Origin of the sequence: Mesorhizobium sp. M7A.F.Ca.MR.176.00.0.0, from assembly GCF_004023165.1 — a bacterium.
Lineage (GTDB): Bacteria > Pseudomonadota > Alphaproteobacteria > Rhizobiales > Rhizobiaceae > Mesorhizobium.
The window spans coordinates 48171-64087 of sequence record NZ_RZTC01000028.1 but is presented as its reverse complement, the minus strand read 5'-3'; the positions used below and the strand labels follow the sequence as shown (position 1 = coordinate 64087).

The 15917-nt window shown below is 63.0% G+C and carries 15 protein-coding genes and 1 pseudogene; 3 read left to right on the top strand and 13 right to left on the bottom strand.

The window, feature by feature from the left end:
- Positions 1 to 426, bottom strand: a pseudogene (locus EOB59_RS12255) (hypothetical protein); the annotation flags it as partial.
- A 249-nt stretch (positions 427 to 675) separates the two neighbouring features.
- Here EOB59_RS12255 and EOB59_RS12250 point away from each other — a divergent pair.
- On the top strand, positions 676 to 1677 hold the full coding sequence (locus EOB59_RS12250) for a KpsF/GutQ family sugar-phosphate isomerase (protein ID WP_127272680.1): 1002 nt from the start codon (positions 676 to 678) through the stop codon (positions 1675 to 1677).
- 166 nt (positions 1678 to 1843) lie between these two features.
- Here the strand turns inward: EOB59_RS12250 and EOB59_RS12245 are convergent, their stop codons facing one another.
- The 8 genes from EOB59_RS12245 to EOB59_RS12210 form a co-directional block, all read right to left on the bottom strand.
- Positions 1844 to 2308 (bottom strand): NfeD family protein, encoded by a 465-nt coding sequence (locus EOB59_RS12245; RefSeq protein WP_023810067.1) that lies wholly within the window; start codon positions 2306 to 2308, stop codon positions 1844 to 1846.
- 11 nt (positions 2309 to 2319) lie between these two features.
- A complete protein-coding gene (locus tag EOB59_RS12240; RefSeq protein WP_127809389.1) occupies positions 2320 to 3270 on the bottom strand; it encodes an SPFH domain-containing protein in 951 nt (316 codons plus the stop codon).
- 121 nt (positions 3271 to 3391) lie between these two features.
- Positions 3392 to 4597 (bottom strand): FAD-binding oxidoreductase, encoded by a 1206-nt coding sequence (locus EOB59_RS12235; protein ID WP_128288443.1) that lies wholly within the window; start codon positions 4595 to 4597, stop codon positions 3392 to 3394.
- Between the two features lie 51 nt (positions 4598 to 4648).
- Positions 4649 to 5713: a ferrochelatase gene (gene hemH, locus EOB59_RS12230; RefSeq protein ID WP_128288442.1), complete on the bottom strand. Its 1065-nt coding sequence runs from the start codon at positions 5711 to 5713 to the stop codon at positions 4649 to 4651.
- 235 nt (positions 5714 to 5948) lie between these two features.
- Positions 5949 to 8021, bottom strand: coding sequence for a bifunctional metallophosphatase/5'-nucleotidase (locus EOB59_RS12225; RefSeq protein ID WP_128288441.1), 2073 nt, complete (start codon positions 8019 to 8021; stop codon positions 5949 to 5951).
- 187 nt (positions 8022 to 8208) lie between these two features.
- On the bottom strand, positions 8209 to 8586 hold the full coding sequence (locus EOB59_RS12220) for a hypothetical protein (protein WP_127259982.1): 378 nt from the start codon (positions 8584 to 8586) through the stop codon (positions 8209 to 8211).
- Between the two features lie 183 nt (positions 8587 to 8769).
- Positions 8770 to 10215, bottom strand: a complete 1446-nt coding sequence (locus EOB59_RS12215; protein WP_127272620.1) for a homospermidine synthase — start codon at positions 10213 to 10215, stop codon at positions 8770 to 8772.
- A gap of 231 nt (positions 10216 to 10446) precedes the next feature.
- Complete coding sequence (locus tag EOB59_RS12210; protein WP_164873793.1) at positions 10447 to 11478, bottom strand: substrate-binding domain-containing protein; 1032 nt, start codon at positions 11476 to 11478, stop codon at positions 10447 to 10449.
- A gap of 209 nt (positions 11479 to 11687) precedes the next feature.
- Between EOB59_RS12210 and EOB59_RS12205 the strand changes: the two genes are divergently transcribed.
- Both EOB59_RS12205 and EOB59_RS12200 read left to right on the top strand, forming a co-directional pair.
- The gene (locus EOB59_RS12205) at positions 11688 to 12017 is read left to right on the top strand and encodes a hypothetical protein (protein ID WP_127396832.1); all 330 of its coding nucleotides are present in this window, start codon (positions 11688 to 11690) and stop codon (positions 12015 to 12017) included.
- Between the two features lie 127 nt (positions 12018 to 12144).
- Positions 12145 to 12588 (top strand): hypothetical protein, encoded by a 444-nt coding sequence (locus tag EOB59_RS12200; protein WP_127268297.1) that lies wholly within the window; start codon positions 12145 to 12147, stop codon positions 12586 to 12588.
- Here the strand turns inward: EOB59_RS12200 and EOB59_RS12195 are convergent.
- The 4 genes from EOB59_RS12195 to EOB59_RS37190 all read right to left on the bottom strand — a co-directional run bounded on the left by EOB59_RS12195 (position 12585) and on the right by EOB59_RS37190 (position 15597).
- Positions 12585 to 13526, bottom strand: coding sequence for a DUF3445 domain-containing protein (locus EOB59_RS12195; RefSeq protein WP_127396831.1), 942 nt, complete (start codon positions 13524 to 13526; stop codon positions 12585 to 12587). The genes EOB59_RS12200 and EOB59_RS12195 overlap by 4 nt on opposite strands.
- 12 nt (positions 13527 to 13538) lie before the next feature.
- A complete protein-coding gene (locus tag EOB59_RS12190) occupies positions 13539 to 14201 on the bottom strand; it encodes an aminotransferase class IV family protein (RefSeq protein WP_127809392.1) in 663 nt (220 codons plus the stop codon).
- On the bottom strand, positions 14150 to 15295 hold the full coding sequence (locus tag EOB59_RS12185; RefSeq protein ID WP_127809393.1) for an aminodeoxychorismate synthase component I: 1146 nt from the start codon (positions 15293 to 15295) through the stop codon (positions 14150 to 14152). The genes EOB59_RS12190 and EOB59_RS12185 overlap by 52 nt, the downstream gene beginning before the upstream one ends.
- A gap of 179 nt (positions 15296 to 15474) precedes the next feature.
- A complete protein-coding gene (locus EOB59_RS37190; protein ID WP_281061720.1) occupies positions 15475 to 15597 on the bottom strand; it encodes a hypothetical protein in 123 nt (40 codons plus the stop codon).
- Between the last annotated feature and the right edge of the window lie 320 nt (positions 15598 to 15917).

Here is a 15917-nt window from a genome sequence, read left to right as displayed (position 1 = left end):
GGCCTGGTCAGCCGCATTCTGCCCGGCGGTCGATGAGCGGCGGCGAGGCTTGGGCGGCGCCGCGATGTCGGCGGACGTGTCGTCAGTGGCTGCCGGCGGGTCGAAAAGGCTGCCGGTCGCGGTGGCGTCGCCAGTGTCGGCGTCGTCTGGCACGGCACCGGCGCTGGCCGGCAGATAGGTGCGGGCCGGCGCATTGTCCTGCGCGGCATTGGCCGGCTGTTGACCCTGCGCTGCCAGGGCCAGCTGTCTCGCCTTGCGCTGCTGGTCGGACAGGATCGCCGATTCCGAAACCTCGCCGCGCAGTTCGGTTTCCTGGGCATGGAGCGCAGTCGGGCGCAGCAAGGCAAACATGCTGGTTGCCAGCAGCAAGGCGCAGACAGCCTTGCCCTTTCTTCCTGTCGAATTTTCTGGCTGGGCCCCGGACATCGCCACCACTGCTTGCGCGGCGCACGCGCGCCATACTTACCGAACCGTAAATGGGGATGGTTAACGGAGGGTTGAGGCGGCGGCCCGTCAACCAGCTGAAGCGCTGATTTCCAAAGGGATTCATACCGCCTGCGTTAAGCTTTTGATTTTCGCGCCTGCCGTCGTCAAAACCACCGCGCACGTTCGGGCAACATGCCTTGGGCCATTTCTGTTGGACAGCGCGCCGGCAAAGCGCTAATCGCATCAGCCATGCATGCGGGATCCCTGGATAAGAAGCCTTCGGACAGGCAAGCCTCGATCGCTTCGGCGCTGAGGACGGTGGCAACCGAACAGGCTGGGGTTGCAGCCCTTGCCGAGGCCTTGGAGAACGGATTGGCCGCGCCTTTCGCGCAGGCGGTCGAGATGATCTCCGGGATTGAAGGCCGGCTCATCGTCACCGGTGTCGGCAAAAGCGGCCATATCGGTTCGAAGATCGCGGCGACGCTGGCCTCGACCGGCACGCCGGCTTTCTTTGTCCATCCCGCAGAAGCCAACCACGGCGATCTCGGGATGATCGCCAGGGACGACGCCATCATCGCCATGTCGTGGTCGGGCGAAAGCAAGGAACTGATGGGCATCGTCGCCTATTCCAGGCGCTTCTCCATCCCGCTGATCGCCATCACCGCCGGAGAGACATCGGCGCTGGCGCGGGCGGCGGACGTGGTGCTGTTGCTGCCGCGCGCGCCTGAAGCCTGCCCGCACGGCTTGGCGCCGACGACATCGACGCTGCTGCAACTGGTGATGGGCGACGCGCTGGCGATCGCGCTGCTCGAAGCACGCGGCTTCACGCCGGATCATTTCCGCACCTTTCACCCGGGCGGCCAGCTCGGCGCCAACCTGACGCAGATCCGCGAGATCATGCATGTCGGCGACAGGCTGCCGCTGGTGGTTGCGGGCACCGGCATGCATGACGCGATCCTGGAACTGTCACGCAAGGGATTTGGCTGCGTCGCGATCACCGACGCAGACGGTGCGCTGGTCGGCATCATCACCGATGGCGACATCCGCCGGCACATCGGCAGCAACCTGCTGGCGATGACGGTGGATCAGGTGATGACAAAAGGCCCGAAGACCGCGACGCCGGACACGCTGGTCGCAACGGCGCTGCAGACGATCAACAATTCAGCCATCACCAGCCTGATGGTGGTGGAGGGCCGGAAACCAGTCGGCCTCATCCACCTGCACGACCTGCTGCGTATCGGCGCCGCCTAAGGTGTGCTGATCTTAAGGTGATGCCGGCCTGCAAACGACGGTTTCCTGCGCTTCCGGTGCTCACGTACCCAAAGTACGCTCCGCTCCGGTTCTCGGAACCCACCGTTTTCGACTCGGCCTGACCTGAATCTCAACACACCTTGTCCAAGCGGTGGGTTTCAAGAATTCAGACCGCCTCGACGGTCAGTTCCAGATCCGTGTCGGCCGCGCCCGTCACGCGCACTTGCGTGCCGGCCGGCAAATCCGGGCCGGAGACACGCCACAGCGTATCGCCCAGCTTGATGCGCCCGCGCCCGTCACGGATCGGCTCGGCAAGTGTCGCCATCCTGCCGACCATTTGCGCGCCGCGCCGGTTGAGCAGCGGCTGGTCGGTCGGGTCGTTGCGGCTGCCGACCAGTTTCTTGCCGACATAGGCCGAGACCAGCGACAGCGCCAGGAAGGCGAGGACCTGGACCTGCCAGGTCCAGAAGCCGGCGTCCCAGATCAGCAGCGACACAGCGCCGATGATCAGCGCGGCGATGCCGATCCACAGCATGAAGATACCCGGCGCGATGATTTCCATCACCAGCAGGACGAAGCCGAGAACCATCCAGTTCCACGGGCCGAGTTCGGAAACGATGCGGTCGATCATTGGTTTCGACCTCAGTTGTCGGTTGGGCGAACGACCGGCGGGCGCGCGGCCTGCCTCTGCGAGCCGGTCGTGCCTTCGCTGCGGAAGACTTCCTTGGCGATCTCGCCGATGCCGCCGAGCGAGCCGATCAGCGACGACGCCTCGAAGGGCATCAGCACGATCTTGCTGTTGGTGGCCGTGCCGATCCTGCCAAGCGCTTCAGTGTATTTCAGCGCCACGAAGTAGTTCAGCGCCTGCACATCGCCTTTGGAGATCGCTTCCGACACCACCTGGGTGGCGCGGGCTTCCGCCTCGGCCGAACGTTCGCGCGCCTCGGCATCGCGGAAGGCGGCTTCCTTGCGGCCCTCGGCCTCGAGGATCTGCGACTGCTTGAGGCCTTCGGCGGCAAGGATCTGGGCACGCTTGTTGCGTTCCGCGGTCATCTGCCGGCCCATCGATTCGATAAGGTTGGCCGGCGGGTTGATGTCCTTGATTTCGACGCGGGTGATCTTGATGCCCCACGGGTGGGCTGCCTCATCGACGACACGCAGCAGGCGCTCGTTGATGGCGTCGCGGTTCGACAGGAGTTCATCGAGATCCATCGAACCCATGACGGTACGGATGTTGGTCATCGTCAGATTGAGGATGGCGTTCTGCAGGCCGGAAACCTGGTAGGCGGCCTGCGCCGCGTTGAGGATCTGGAAAAAGGCGATGCCGTCGACACCGACAATGGCGTTGTCGCGGGTGATGATTTCCTGGCTCGGAACGTCAAGCACCTGCTCCATCATGTTCATCTTGGCGCCGATACGGTCGATGAACGGGAAAATGAAATTGAGGCCTGGGCTCAGTGTCTTGGTGTAACGGCCAAAGCGCTCCACCGTATAATTGTAACCTTGCGGGATTGTCCTGATGCCTTTGATCAGCAGCACCAATACCAGAAGTGCAAGTGCACCAACCGCAATATCGAAACCACTGAAATCCATTTGGCTCTCCCTCAGACGAAGGCCGCACAAGCCATTCTCGCGCCGCCGACTTCACCAAAGACTTAAGTGTATTTCAGATGCGTTACAATCAGGTGATGATGGATTGTTTATAGGGTTGCACTCAGCGGTTGAAGGCAAACAGCCTTGCATCCGTGTCGTCCAGCCCGTTGATCGAAGCCGGGACAATCTCGGAAGCGACCTGCGAGAAGGTGATGCCGTTGCCGCCGTAGCCCAGCACCGCATGGATGCGCGGGTGGCGGGGAATGGCGCCGATATAGGGCAGGCCGGTGGTCGTGGTGCCGAACGAGCCGGTCCAGGCAAAATCGGGCCTAGTGTCGAGATGCGGAAATATCAGGCCGAGTTTCTCGGCGATGCGTGTGCTCTTGTCGGCGATCAGCGCGTCGCGCCGCGCTTCGTCGATAAAATCCTCGTCCTCGCCGCCGCAAATGACCCGGCCGTCGACCGTCGTGCGCATATACAGATACGGCTCCGACGCTTCCCAGATGAACGCTGCGTCCGGCCAGAGCTTTCGCGGTTGCGGGCGTGTCGCAATCGCCCATGTCGAGATGATCCGGTGGGCGGTGGCCGGCACGATGTCGACAAGTTCGTAGCCGGTGGCCAGAACAACATGTCGTGCGGTTATGGTCGGGCCATCCCTGGTCGCGACGACAACAGCTTCGGCGCCGTCCTCGATCATTGTGGCTTCGACGGGGACATAGAAGCGTGCCTTGCGCTCCACGGATTTCAGCAGCAGCCCAGCCGTCAGCTTGCGTGGGTCGAGGGCGATATTGCCGTGGCCGAGAATGGCGCCTTCGCGGTCGATGCCGAATTTCTCGGCTAGCTGTTGTCGGGTTAAGCAGATGGCGCCGATGCCGGCTAGACGACGTGCCTCGGCCTCGTCGCGCAGTTCCGGCGGACCAAGCATCGTGCCGGCCAGATAGAGTGACGGCATGCGGCTCAGGCCACAGTTGATGCCGAGTTCGGCAATGCGTCCGGCGAGATTGGAAACGGCGAGCCGCGAGCGTCGCCAGGCCTGCTGGGCCGAAGCTCTGCCGACCATCTTCGAGAGCGTGGAGAGAGGCTGGTCTATTTCGAATGCCACCAGTGCGGTGGTTGCGGCCGTCGAGCCCTTCAGCGGGCCGCGCCGGTCGATGCAGATCACCCGATGGCCATCGGCCGTCAGCGCCTCGGCCATCATGGCGCCGCTGATGCCCATACCGACGACCAGCACATCCGTGTTGACGTCCAGGCCGTCCGTCGGCACCGCAGGCGCGCGATAGGCCGACCAGACGGGCTGGCCAGTTCGGAGGTCGAGTTTGCGGGGCATCGCATTCTCCGGAGGCGCGGCTTAACGCCCCGGAGCTTGTGTTGTTCCGGTTCAGACCCAGCCGGACAGTTCGCGCCGCACCATCGCCTCGATCACCGCCATCCCTTCCGCGCTATCGTTGAGGCAAGGGATATGGGCGAAATTCTTGCCGCCGGCATGGTGGAAGGTTTCAGCCGCCTCGCGGCCGATCTCGTCCAGCGTCTCGATGCAGTCGACGGAAAAGCCGGGATTGACGATAGCGATCGACTTGACGCCGTCCTGCGCGAGTTTTTCCACCGTCTTGTCGGTGTAGGGCTGCAGCCATTCCTGCGCGCCGAAGCGTGACTGGAAGGTGATGATCAGTTTCTTGTCATCCCAGCCGAGCCGTTCGCGCAACAGCCGCGTCGTCTTCTGGCAATGGCAATGATAGGGGTCGCCCTTCTCGAAATACGGTTTTGGAATGCCGTGATAGGAGGTGATGACCACCTCCGGCTCGAAGTCCAGCGTCGCCAGATGCCGTTCGATCGAGCGCGCTAGCGCCTCGATGTAGACCGGCTCGTCATAGTAGGGCGGCACGCTGCGGACGGCCGGTGCGCGGCGCATCTTCATCAGCGCGCGAAACAGCTGGTCGTTGGCGGTTGCCGTGGTCGTCGCCGAATATTGCGGATAGAGCGGGAAGGAAAGAATGCGGTCGCAGCCCTGGTCGACCAGACGCTGGGCAATGCTGGCGGTTGAAGGGTTGCCATAGCGCATTGCCCAGTCGACGACGACATCAGGCAGGTCGCTCAGCGCTTCGGCCAGCTTTTCGGCCTGGGCGCGGGTATAGGTGCGCAGCGGCGACTCGTTCTTTTCCCGGTTCCAGATCCGTGCGTAGTTGGCGCCCGACTTCTTGGGCCGCGTGGTGAGCACAAGGCCATAGAGGATCGGATACCAGATCGCCCTGTTGAGCTCAATGACGCGCGGGTCGGACAGGAATTCACGGAGATACCGCCACATCGGCTTGAAATCGGTGCCGTCGGGCGTACCCAGATTGACCAGCATGACGCCGATCTTGCCCGCCTTGACCGGCGGATGCCCAGCGGGCAACGGGCCGGGCGCCTTTGCGGCCTTGGGTTCGGCAGGGGTGGGAAGCGTCATAAGGGTTCTCCGGAAGACGCGAACCTAACCATCTTGCGCGCGCATTCAATGCAGCGTCTGGCCGCACCTTAAAGCGGATTGTCTGAATGGATTCAGACGACCCGCTTTAAGCCTTTGTTTTTATGCACCTCGTTCTCCGAAAACCGAGGTCACTTTGGGGCGACATGCATTAGCCCGAAAACAGGACGCCCGTCCGGTTTTCGGACGGGCGGTGTCATTCAGGCATATAGCGGGGCTATTGCGGCGGGATGGTCAGCGTTGCGCCAACAGGAAGCCGGCGCGGCTCATAACCCTTGTTGGCGCCCGAAATGACCTTCCATTTGGCACCGTCGCCATAGGCCTTCTTGGCCAGATCCCAATAAGTGTCGCCGGCAACGATGACATGGCTGGCTTCGGCCGGTGCGGCCTCCGCTGGCTTTGCCGGCTCGGCGGCACCGGCTCCCGCCGCCGGGGCGGGGGCTGCTTCAGCCGGTTTTGCCGCCTCTGCCGGTGGCGCCGGCGGGGGTGGCGCTCCCTCTGTCGATATGGCCGGGGGCGTGTTGGCGATGTCGCCCGAGTTGGCCGGCAATTCGGGCATTGCCGGTGCCGCATCGGCAGGCTTGGCGGCTTCAGCCGGTGCGGGCGCCGGCGTGGCCGGCGCTGCTTCGGCTGGCTTGGCCGGATCGGCTGCCGGGGCCGCAGGCGCCGCGGCGACGGTCGCGGCTATTTCGGTGATGCGGCCGTCGAGCTTCGGCGTGTAGGGACGATGGGCGCCGAGATAGTCGGCGACCACCTGTTCGAGGCCGGGGCCGTAATCGTAGGCATTCTTGGCCTTGTCGGCGAAGATCTTGTAGCCGTCGCCGCCCTGGCGGACATAGTTGTTGGTGGCGACCAGATAGTCCTTGTCCGGCTTGATCGGCGTCCAGGCGCCGCCCTCCATGACCTCCACCGATTTGACCCGGCCGGCATTGGGCGCAACGGATTTGTCGAAGGAATATTTCAGGCCGGCGACCTGGGGGAAGCGCCCGGCGCCGTCCTCGACCTGGCTGAGGCCGCCCTCGAGGCCGGCCACCAGATCCTTGCCCGAAATCTGGAAGGTCGCCAGCGTGTTCTGGAACGGCAGCACGGTCAGCACCTCGCCCATGGTCACGGTGCCCTTGTCGATCGAGGCGCGCAGGCCGCCGCCATTGGAGATGACGATCTCGACGCCCTGTCCCTTGACGCGGTCGAGGATGGCGTCGGAGACGAGATTGCCCATCGCGCATTCGCGGGTGCGGCAGCTCTCGCGACTGCCGTCGATGACGTCGGTGGTTTCCGCCACTTCCTTGTTCTTCAACGCCTCGATCGGCGCGCCAAGCTCCTTGATACGGGCGAGCACGGCCGGGTCGGGGGTGATCGACTTGTCGAGATAGATCGGGTTGCCGCTGGCCGATTTGACGACTCCATTGTCGTCGAAAACCACCTTGAACTCGCCGAGATATTTCGAATAGGACGCCGCCTGCACCACCGGCACCTTGTAGCCGTCCGGATTGTCGACCATCGTCGGGTAGGGGCCCTCCGCCTTCGGATCGGTGTTCGACAGCAGCGAATGGCTGTGGCCGCCGACGACGACATCGACGCCCGGGATCTTGGCAATGACGTCACGCTCGCGCCTGTAGCCGATATGGGTCACGGCGATGATCTTGTTGACGCCTTCGCCCTTGAGCTTCTCGACTTCGGCGGTGATCGACTTGACGTCGTCCTCTATTGCGACGTTGGGTCCGGGGGAAGCGAGGTCCGGCGTGTCGTTGGTGATCGCGCCGATGATGCCGATCTTCTGGCCGCCGACCTCGACGACAACAGATGGCTTGACTCGGTCGCCGAGCTTGGATTGCGCGTTGGCCTTCACATTGGCGCCGAGCACCGGGAACTTGATCATGTCGAGGAACGGCGCCAAGGCCACTTCGCCGTCGTCGAATTCATGGTTGCCGAGCGCCATGGCATCGAACTTCATGTCGTTGAGGAATTCGCCTTCGACCTTGCCCTTGTAAGTGGAGTAGAACAGTGAGCCCTGGAAATTGTCGCCTGCGCTGAGCAGCAGCACGTTCTGGCCTTGCAGCTTCTTGCGCTCCTGGGCGATCGCGGTGATCAGCCGGCCCGCGCCACCGATGCACTCGCCCTTGGTTTCCTCGTCCGCCGAGCAGGTCGATTCATATTTGTTGTTGCCTTCGATGCGGCTGTGCCAGTCGTTGATATGCAGGATGTTCAGCGTGTAGTCGGCAAAGGACGCGCCGGCCGACAGACCGAGTGCTGAGGCTGACAGGGCTGCAATGGCGGCAAGCTTCTTCATCTTCGTCTCCCGGAAAGCCGATCAGAGGCCATTAGCGCTCTTGCTTGACTGGAACATAACAGCCGGCGCTTCGGCCATGTTCCCATCGCGTTCCCGATGACGCAAGCGGAATCCGGGACCCCTTTGCCGGCATAAAAAAGGACGGCGGCCAACCGGCCGCCGTCCTTGGAAACGAATGGTCGCGGGCTCAGACGCGCCTTGTCAGCACGAAATTCTGACCGCTGGAACTCGTGCAGTTGAGCTGGCTTGTCGATACCATCAGGCAGTTGAAGCTGACCGCGGTCTGGCGGATCAGCGAGGTGCCGTTGATCTGCACCGATGTGGCGCCGGTCATCGTGTAGCTGCCGTCGGCAAGCTTCTGGCCGGTGTCGGTGGCGACCGTCGTGAAGGTACCGCCGGCGAAGGTCGACAGGCCGGTGCCCTTGGCGTCGATCCAGGAGCCCTCGACGCCTTTCGGCGCCGCTGCCATCGGCGGTTCATCAGGGCCGCTGGTCGCACAGGCGGCGAGCATCGTCGCAATGGCGCCCGCCACGCTCATCGAAAGAATTTTGCGCGCAATGATCATGTGAAAATCCTCTCCTCTCGCATCGGCCCGAAAATCGGAATCGATTTTCGACAAGCACGAGGCGTGCATCCAAGTTTCCAGAGCGACATGCGTCCAGATGAATGCGTGTCGTTGTGGTCCGCATCCCTTCAATCGCCCGATTTCCGGGCGATTGCAAGGCGGTGAGGCAGGTAGGCGGTGCTGCTATCGCACAAGGATGTTGCGGAACTGCCACGGGTCGTTCCGGTCGAGGTCTTCCGGGAACAGGCCGGGGCGGTTATCGAGCGGCGTCCAGTCGGTGTAGTAGCCTTTGACCGGTCCGAGATACTGGGACTGCACTTCCAGGCACCGCCTGTAGTCCATCTCGTCGGCTTCGACGATGCCGGCCTCGGGGTTTTCCAGCGCCCAGACCATGCCCGAGAGCACCGCCGAGGTGACCTGCATGCCGGTGGCGTTCTGGTAGGGCGCCAGCTTGCGCGCCTCGGCGAGCGACAGTTGCGAGCCGTACCAGTAGGCATTCTTGTCGTGGCCGTAGAGCAGCACGCCGAGTTCGTCGACGCCGTCGATCAACTCGTTCTCGTCGAGCACATGATGCACCGGCTGAGGCTTGCCGGCGGCGCCGAACATCTCGTCGAGCGACAGCATCGCGTCGTTGCAGGGATGATAGGCATAGTGGCAGGTCGGGCGGTACTGGACCTTGCCCTTCTTCGAACGCACGGTGAAGAAATCGGCGATCGAGATCGCCTCATTATGCGTCACCAGCAGGCCGTATTGCGCGCCGGGAGTCGGACACCACGAGCGCACGCGCGTGTTGGCGCCCGGCTGCTCCAGATAGATGGCTGCCTTCGAGCCGTGCTTGTGCTTCTTGGCGTTCTTCGGCATCCATGTCTCGTGTGTGCCCCAGCCAAGTTCCGCGGGCTGCAGGCCCTCGGAGATGAAGCCTTCGACCGACCAGGTGTTCCAGAACACATCCATCGGTTTCGGCTTCTTGGCGCGCTGGGTGTCGCGTTCGGCGATGTGGATGCCCTTGACGCCGGCCTTCTTCATCAGCTTGGCCCAGCCCTCGCGGTCGTCCTGCGCGGGCTCCGAGAACTCCAGGCCAAGATCGGTGGCGAGATTGACCAACGCCTGCTTGACGAACCACGAGACCATGCCTGGATTGGCGCCGCAGGTGGAGACCGCCGTGGCGCCGCCGGGCTTGTCGTGCTTTTCCTTGAGCAGCGACTCGCGCAACGCGTAATTGGTGCGGCTGGCGTTGTCCGCCTTGGCGTCGAAATAGAAGCCGAGCCACGGCTCGACGACGGTGTCGATGTAGAGCACACCGAGCTTGCGGCAGAGCCGCATCAGATCCACCGAGCCGGTATCGACCGACAGGTTGATGCAAAAGCCCTGGCCGCCGCCATTGGTCAGAAGCGGGGTCAAGAGCTTCTTGTAGTTCTTCTCGGTCACCGCTTCCTGGACGAAGGCGATGCCGCGCTCGTCGAGCAGCTTGCGGTCGGTGTCGCGCGGGTCGATGACCGTCATGCGCGACTTGTCGAACTGGAAATGGCGTTCGATCAGTGGCAGCGTTCCCCGGCCGATCGAGCCGAAGCCGATCATCACGACAGGGCCGCTGATCTCACCGTAAACGGGCCAGTTTTCATTCGCCATTTTATCGAGCACTCCTTCAAAACCCAGGAAACTGGGAAAACATGCGCAAGCCGGGGATTTTTGCCCGGCGGCCATGCGCTACATCACAGATCATTGTCACAAACCAGCGAAAAGCGCCAACCAGCGGCTAGCTGCGTTGGCTACGTGGTTAAGGCTGAAACCGTGGATGAATGGCTCTACCCGAACCAAAGTTAGCTCATTTGCCAAGCGCAAGCGACGTGCCCCGTCCGTTCAACGGATTTTTGCCCTCGGCGCAGCTGTGGACGCCCGAACCACCAACTCCACGGGCAGAACGACTTGGCGGGGCGGTTGGTTGTCAAGAACCATGCGGGCGGCGAGCCTGCCTTTTCCGATCACGTCTTGCGCGACAGTCGTCAGCGGAGGTGTGGTGCGCGCGGATTCAGCAGTGCCATCGAAGCCAATGACCGACACGTGGCCCGGCACCTCTATGCCGCGACAAACCGCCTCGTCGAGTATTGTGATCGCCTGCCAATCCGACATGGTCAGGATCGCGGTTGCTTCAGGCACATTGTCGAACACCACCGCTCCAGCAGATGGATCGCCGGGCGTCGTCTCGATAATCGGGACATCGTCGATCGATAGGTTCGCCTCCGCCAAGCCCTGTTTGAAGCCGTCGAGCCTCTCGTTGTCGAGCGAGAAGCCGGCTAGAAGCGGGCGCTTTGCCTGTCCGGGCATGTGCACGATCGGAGGGCCTGGAGTTCTCCGTATAGACAGGATGGCAAAATGTCGGTGTCCCAGCCCAGTCAGATGCCGGACGGCAGCGACCGCGCCCCTCCTGCCGTCGATCTTTATCGAATTGATGTCGGGACCTGCGTCGCTTTCGAGAATGACGAAGGGCAGGCGCCGCCGTTGTGCCGATGTTATGAGACCGATGTCCCCGCTGTGACCAAGGATGAAGCCGTCAACGAGGGCCTCGCGGATGCTGGCGAAGCGGGTATTATCGGTGCCGTTTACAAGGCTGAGCGTCGTTCCGGCCTCGTCGCAGGCGAGCGAAACGCCCAGCACCAGCTCGCGGCCATAGGGACTTCTCATCACCTCGGCGATGGCGTAGGCGCCAGGTGGCATGAACCCGATGGCATTGAACTTGCCATCCCGCAGCAATCGACCCTTTGGATCGGGGCCGCCAAATCCAAGCGCTCGCGCAGCCGCTTCGACACGTTGGCGCAACTCAGGCCTGACCAGTTCCGGCCGGTTGAAGACGTTGGAAACAGTGCCCCGGGAGACACCGGCAGCCTTGCCCACGTCGGCTAGCGTTGGCATTGCGATTCACCCATTTCCCTTCAGTTAGACCATTTTTTGGAGCGCTCCAAGAATTTTGTTGACTCGAAAGTGGAAAGGGCGGATCGTATCACTTGGAGCGCTCCAAGTAAGCGTATCTGGCATTTTCGCGACTGAAACATCGAAGATCGTCAAATGGCTTGGTCGCAACGGCCACGCCCAGGGAGGGTGTTATGGCAGAAAACAATGTTTTTCCCGCCTCGCTTGTCGGTAAGACTTTCGACTGCGTTTTCGGCCCGTTCGTACCCCGGCTGACGTTTTTCTCGCCGGACGAACTACATGTGCAGGCGTCGATCGGAGCCACCAAAATTGACGAGGTGGTCAAGATCGACATGACCAGCGTACGCCCGAACCTCGTGCTCATGAGCTGGACGGAGCAGAGCGGCAACTTCATCGTGCAGTTGCAGGATCATGAGAAAGGGATCGTCCACAACTATGCGCGGCTGGCCGACGGGCAGCTCTTCTGTGCCCAAGGCGCCATTCAAGCCGTGTCGCCTGCGTGACGCTCCCGCGTCGGGGCCGGCAAAGTGCGGCATCGACCGGCATACTGCTGTTTCCTAGGTGAAGTACTTCGAATTACGATCTGCTGAATTGCCGTCATCGATTTCCCTAGTGAAGGAGGAAAGTGCGATGGAACTCGCTTACGACAGTCATCTGCTTGCCCGAATTCTGCTGAGCGTCGCGACCGTGGGTTACGGTGTGGTGACGATCAAAGCCGACCTCAACGCCACCCACGCCACCAATCCGCTGTGGACTCCGCACGCCCGGTTTCACGTCGTTTGGCAGGTGCTGAGCTATACCGGAGTCGCGCTGATTGCGCTGGGGCTTATCTGGATTGGAGGCCCACTCCAAGCCGAGCGGCTCTATCTCGCCGGGGGATTGGGCGTGGCCATGTATGGAGCGTTCTTCGTGGCCATGCTCTCACGACCGATCTATGGCGGCGTGCTCTACGACGAGAACGGCTACCTGCCATTCCGACCGCCGTTCGGACCGGCGGGTTGGCGGTGGGATGTCAACGTCACCGTCTTTACCGCGATGTCCGCGATCCTGCTGCTGGGCTTGGCCGCGATTTAGGACAGCGCCAGCCCCCCGAGCCGGTCGACCAGCCGATCGCGGTCTGCGGTCAGGCCCTTGTAATCGAGCTGGGCGAGATCGAGAGCTTCGAGCTGGGCGGCGAAAGACGCCGCGAGCTTCGCCCGATCAGGGTGCCTGGCCAGCACGGCGAGCGGGTCGAGATGGATGCGGATGGTGAACAGGATATCGCGTGAAACAGGCAGTTTGCGCAGGGTCTGCCGCTCGACGCGGATGAACGCATGGGCGTCGATGTCGCCATCGGGAAAGCGCGACGGCCGGTTGGTGGCGCGGTCGATGCGCTGCAGGTCGGAGAGCGGATGGTAGAGCGCGTTGTCGGACTGGATCGACCAGTTGTAGCGCTCGACCGCCTGCCCCTGGAGGCCATCGAACATCCGGTTGATGAGTTCCGCCGGACGCGTGCCCGGGCCGAAACCCGGCACCGGCGCGTGGATGTCCTGCAGCGGCTTGCCGAATTTTTCCAGGAGCGACCAGGACGAGGGAAAGCAGAGCGAGCCGGCAACCAGCCGCCAGCCGCTGTCGCCACGGCGCATCAGGATGAGGTCTTCCTGGACGAGCAGTGAGGCCCTGGCCAGCGGCGCCTCGGCGAGGGCCGCAGGCAGACGGCTCGCCGCGCCCACCACCTCGATGCCTGATCCGCCGAGCCGATGGGTTTCGGGGAACCTCTCCAGGAGATGCGCAGCGAGCAAGTCGAGCACTTCCTGCTGGGCATCGCGCGTGCCGTCCTCCTCGACGAAAACGCGCTCTGGGATTTCGGCATAGAGCCGGTGCTTTTCGGCGAGATACGGCAGCAGATGGCCGTCGATCTCGATCCAGTCCGCCGGATCGAGCGGCTTCAGCCCGATACTGAACAGTTTCGACGAGCCGTCATAGGGCGTGTGGGTGGGGAGCGTATGCTCTGGGGGTGTGTGAGTGGGCACAGTCGTCCTGTTTCAGGTCAGTCTTGCGGGGATCAGTCCGCGCAGCGAATTGCCGACGAACAGGGACTTGGCGGATTTCAGATCGTCCAAGCTGTAGATCGCTTCGCGGGCGCGGCCTTCATCCAGAAGCTGCGCGCGCAATACACCAGGCAGCAGGCCGCAGTCGAGCCGGGGCGTGGCCAGCACGCCGTCGCCGAGATCGGCAAAGACATTGGTGATCGTGCCTTCACAGATCTCGCCGCGCTGGTTGGCCATAAGCACCTCGTCGGCCTGGGTGATGAGGTGTTCGGCGCGGGCACGCGTGTAGAGCTGTCGCCGGCTAGTCTTGTGGCGCAGCAGCGTGTCGTGCGAATCGAGCTTCGTCCGCGCCAGCCGCAGCATCCAGACCTTGTCGGCGGCGAGCGGTTCATAAGGTTGCGCCGAGGCCGTCACCTCACCATCGTGCGACAGGACGAGCCGCGTGCGCATGGCAACGCCGGAACCGCTGACCGCGGTGCTCAGTGCCTCGCCGACCGTGCCTGGATCACAGTGGAAGCCGAGCTCCGCCGCCGAGCCATAGAGGCGCGCAAGATGGCGATCGAAGCGCAGGAAGCCCGGGCCGGGTTCCCAGCGCATGGTCTCGATCAACTGAAAGTCGGCGGTGTTCCCGTCGCGAAGCGCGCTTTCAGCAGACACTCCTGATACTCCTCCTGCGCCGTCGAATCGAAGACGACGCCGCCTCCGACATTGTAGACGGCCTCGCCGCCCGAAAAGAGCGAGATGGTGCGGATCGCCACGGAAAAGCGCATCGGGCCGCCGGGCGCGATCCAGCCTATGGCGCCGCAATAGGCATCGCGGGGCGTGCCTTCCAGGTCGCGCAGGATCTCCATGGCCCGGATCTTAGGCGCGCCGGTGATCGAACCGCAAGGAAACAGCGCCGCGAAGATCTGGCGGATAGAGAGACCCGGCAGCAGTCTGGCCCTGACGTCGCTCACCATCTGGTGCACGGTAGGGTAAGTCTCGATGCGGAACAGCGCCGGCACGTCCAGCGTGCCGACCTCGCTGATCAGCGAGATATCGTTGCGCAGGAGATCGACGATCATCCGGTTTTCGGCCTGGTTCTTTTCGTCATTGCGCAGGAAGATCTTCTGCCGCTCGTCTTCGGCCTTGGTCGCGCCGCGCGGCGCCGTGCCCTTCATCGGATGCGTCTCGATCATGCCCTCGGCGTCGATCTCGAAGAACAGTTCGGGCGAGCGCGACAGCACGATGGGTTCACCGAGCGCGATCAGCGCGCCATATTTCACCGGCTGACGTTCCGTCAATGCATCGAAGGCGGCCAGCGGCTCGCCTGACCATTGCGCATGCACGGGAAAGGTCAAATTGCCCTGGTAGCAATCACCTTGCCGGATGTGCTGGTGCAGCCGCGAGAAGCGTTTTTCATAATCCTCGGGCGACCACGTCGCACGGGCGTCGAAGATCGGGCCGTTGGTCGCCGTGGTGTCGCGCGGCGGCACCGCCTCTTCGACCGGGGCATCGAAAACCCCAAGGCACACGAGTGGGGCGCGGCGTCCGTTCGGCAGCAGGGGAACGAGCTTGGGTTCGAGCAGGTAGCCCGCCTCATACGAGAAATAGCCGGCAAGCCATTTGCCTGCATCATGCGCGGCTTGTGCTGCTTCCAGAGCCGGCCCGAAATCCCCTGCTTCGTGCGCCACGATGACATCGGCCGGCCGGTCGAAAACGAGCTGGCGCGCGCTTTTGTCATTGCGAAAAATTGCGGCGGGCAGGGACATGGGACTCGTGCTGCGGTCTATGAAGCATCAACCGCTCTATATGGGGTGCCGCCCGCGCGCAATCGAGGGAACGGCACGCTGCCTCTTAAAGCCGACGTTTGGGCCAACTCAGGAACCAAGAGAAAACGGCGGCGCCGATATGGCGCCGCCGCTTGCAATCTTCAGGTCTCGCCTGGCGATCAGCTGTTGCTGGAGGTTCCGGCTGTTGGAAACTGCTTGGCGAATTCCTTCTCGTTGCCGGCTGCGATCAGCTTGGCCTGCTCGATCCAGCGTTCGCGCGCGATGCGGCCGTCGAAATTCATGACGTCCTCGATCCGTTTGATATCGGCCGCGGTCCAGGACGCGATCTGCGCGAAGCTGGTGACGCCTTGCGCCTTGAGCAGCTTCTCGTTGACCGGACCGATACCGATCAGCCGGCGCAGATTGTCGGGCTTTCCGGATGCTGGGCCGGCTGCTGGCTTGGCTGTTGCAGACTTGGTTGTTGCAGACTTGGCTGTTGCAGACTTGGCTGTTGCAGGTTTGCTCGTTGCAGGTTTGCTCGTCGCGGATTTGGCTGGAGCCGAGGTTTTGGTGGCGGCGGGTTTCGCCGCCGGCTTGGCAGGGACCGCCTTGCCAGGGACCG

Excerpts from the sequence above, each read along its gene's own strand:
- EOB59_RS12250 (WP_127272680.1), top strand. The coding sequence starts at position 676 with ATGCATGCGGGATCCCTGGATAAGAAGCCTTCGGACAGGCAAGCCTCG.
- EOB59_RS12245 (WP_023810067.1), bottom strand. The coding sequence starts at position 2,308 with ATGATCGACCGCATCGTTTCCGAACTCGGCCCGTGGAACTGGATGGTT.
- EOB59_RS12240 (WP_127809389.1), bottom strand. The coding sequence starts at position 3,270 with ATGGATTTCAGTGGTTTCGATATTGCGGTTGGTGCACTTGCACTTCTG.
- EOB59_RS12235 (WP_128288443.1), bottom strand. The coding sequence starts at position 4,597 with ATGCCCCGCAAACTCGACCTCCGAACTGGCCAGCCCGTCTGGTCGGCC.
- hemH (WP_128288442.1), bottom strand. The coding sequence starts at position 5,713 with ATGACGCTTCCCACCCCTGCCGAACCCAAGGCCGCAAAGGCGCCCGGC.
- EOB59_RS12225 (WP_128288441.1), bottom strand. The coding sequence starts at position 8,021 with ATGAAGAAGCTTGCCGCCATTGCAGCCCTGTCAGCCTCAGCACTCGGT.
- EOB59_RS12220 (WP_127259982.1), bottom strand. The coding sequence starts at position 8,586 with ATGATCATTGCGCGCAAAATTCTTTCGATGAGCGTGGCGGGCGCCATT.
- EOB59_RS12215 (WP_127272620.1), bottom strand. The coding sequence starts at position 10,215 with ATGGCGAATGAAAACTGGCCCGTTTACGGTGAGATCAGCGGCCCTGTC.
- EOB59_RS12205 (WP_127396832.1), top strand. The coding sequence starts at position 11,688 with ATGGCAGAAAACAATGTTTTTCCCGCCTCGCTTGTCGGTAAGACTTTC.
- EOB59_RS12200 (WP_127268297.1), top strand. The coding sequence starts at position 12,145 with ATGGAACTCGCTTACGACAGTCATCTGCTTGCCCGAATTCTGCTGAGC.
- EOB59_RS12185 (WP_127809393.1), bottom strand. The coding sequence starts at position 15,295 with ATGTCCCTGCCCGCCGCAATTTTTCGCAATGACAAAAGCGCGCGCCAG.
- EOB59_RS37190 (WP_281061720.1), bottom strand. The coding sequence starts at position 15,597 with ATGAATTTCGACGGCCGCATCGCGCGCGAACGCTGGATCGAGCAGGCC.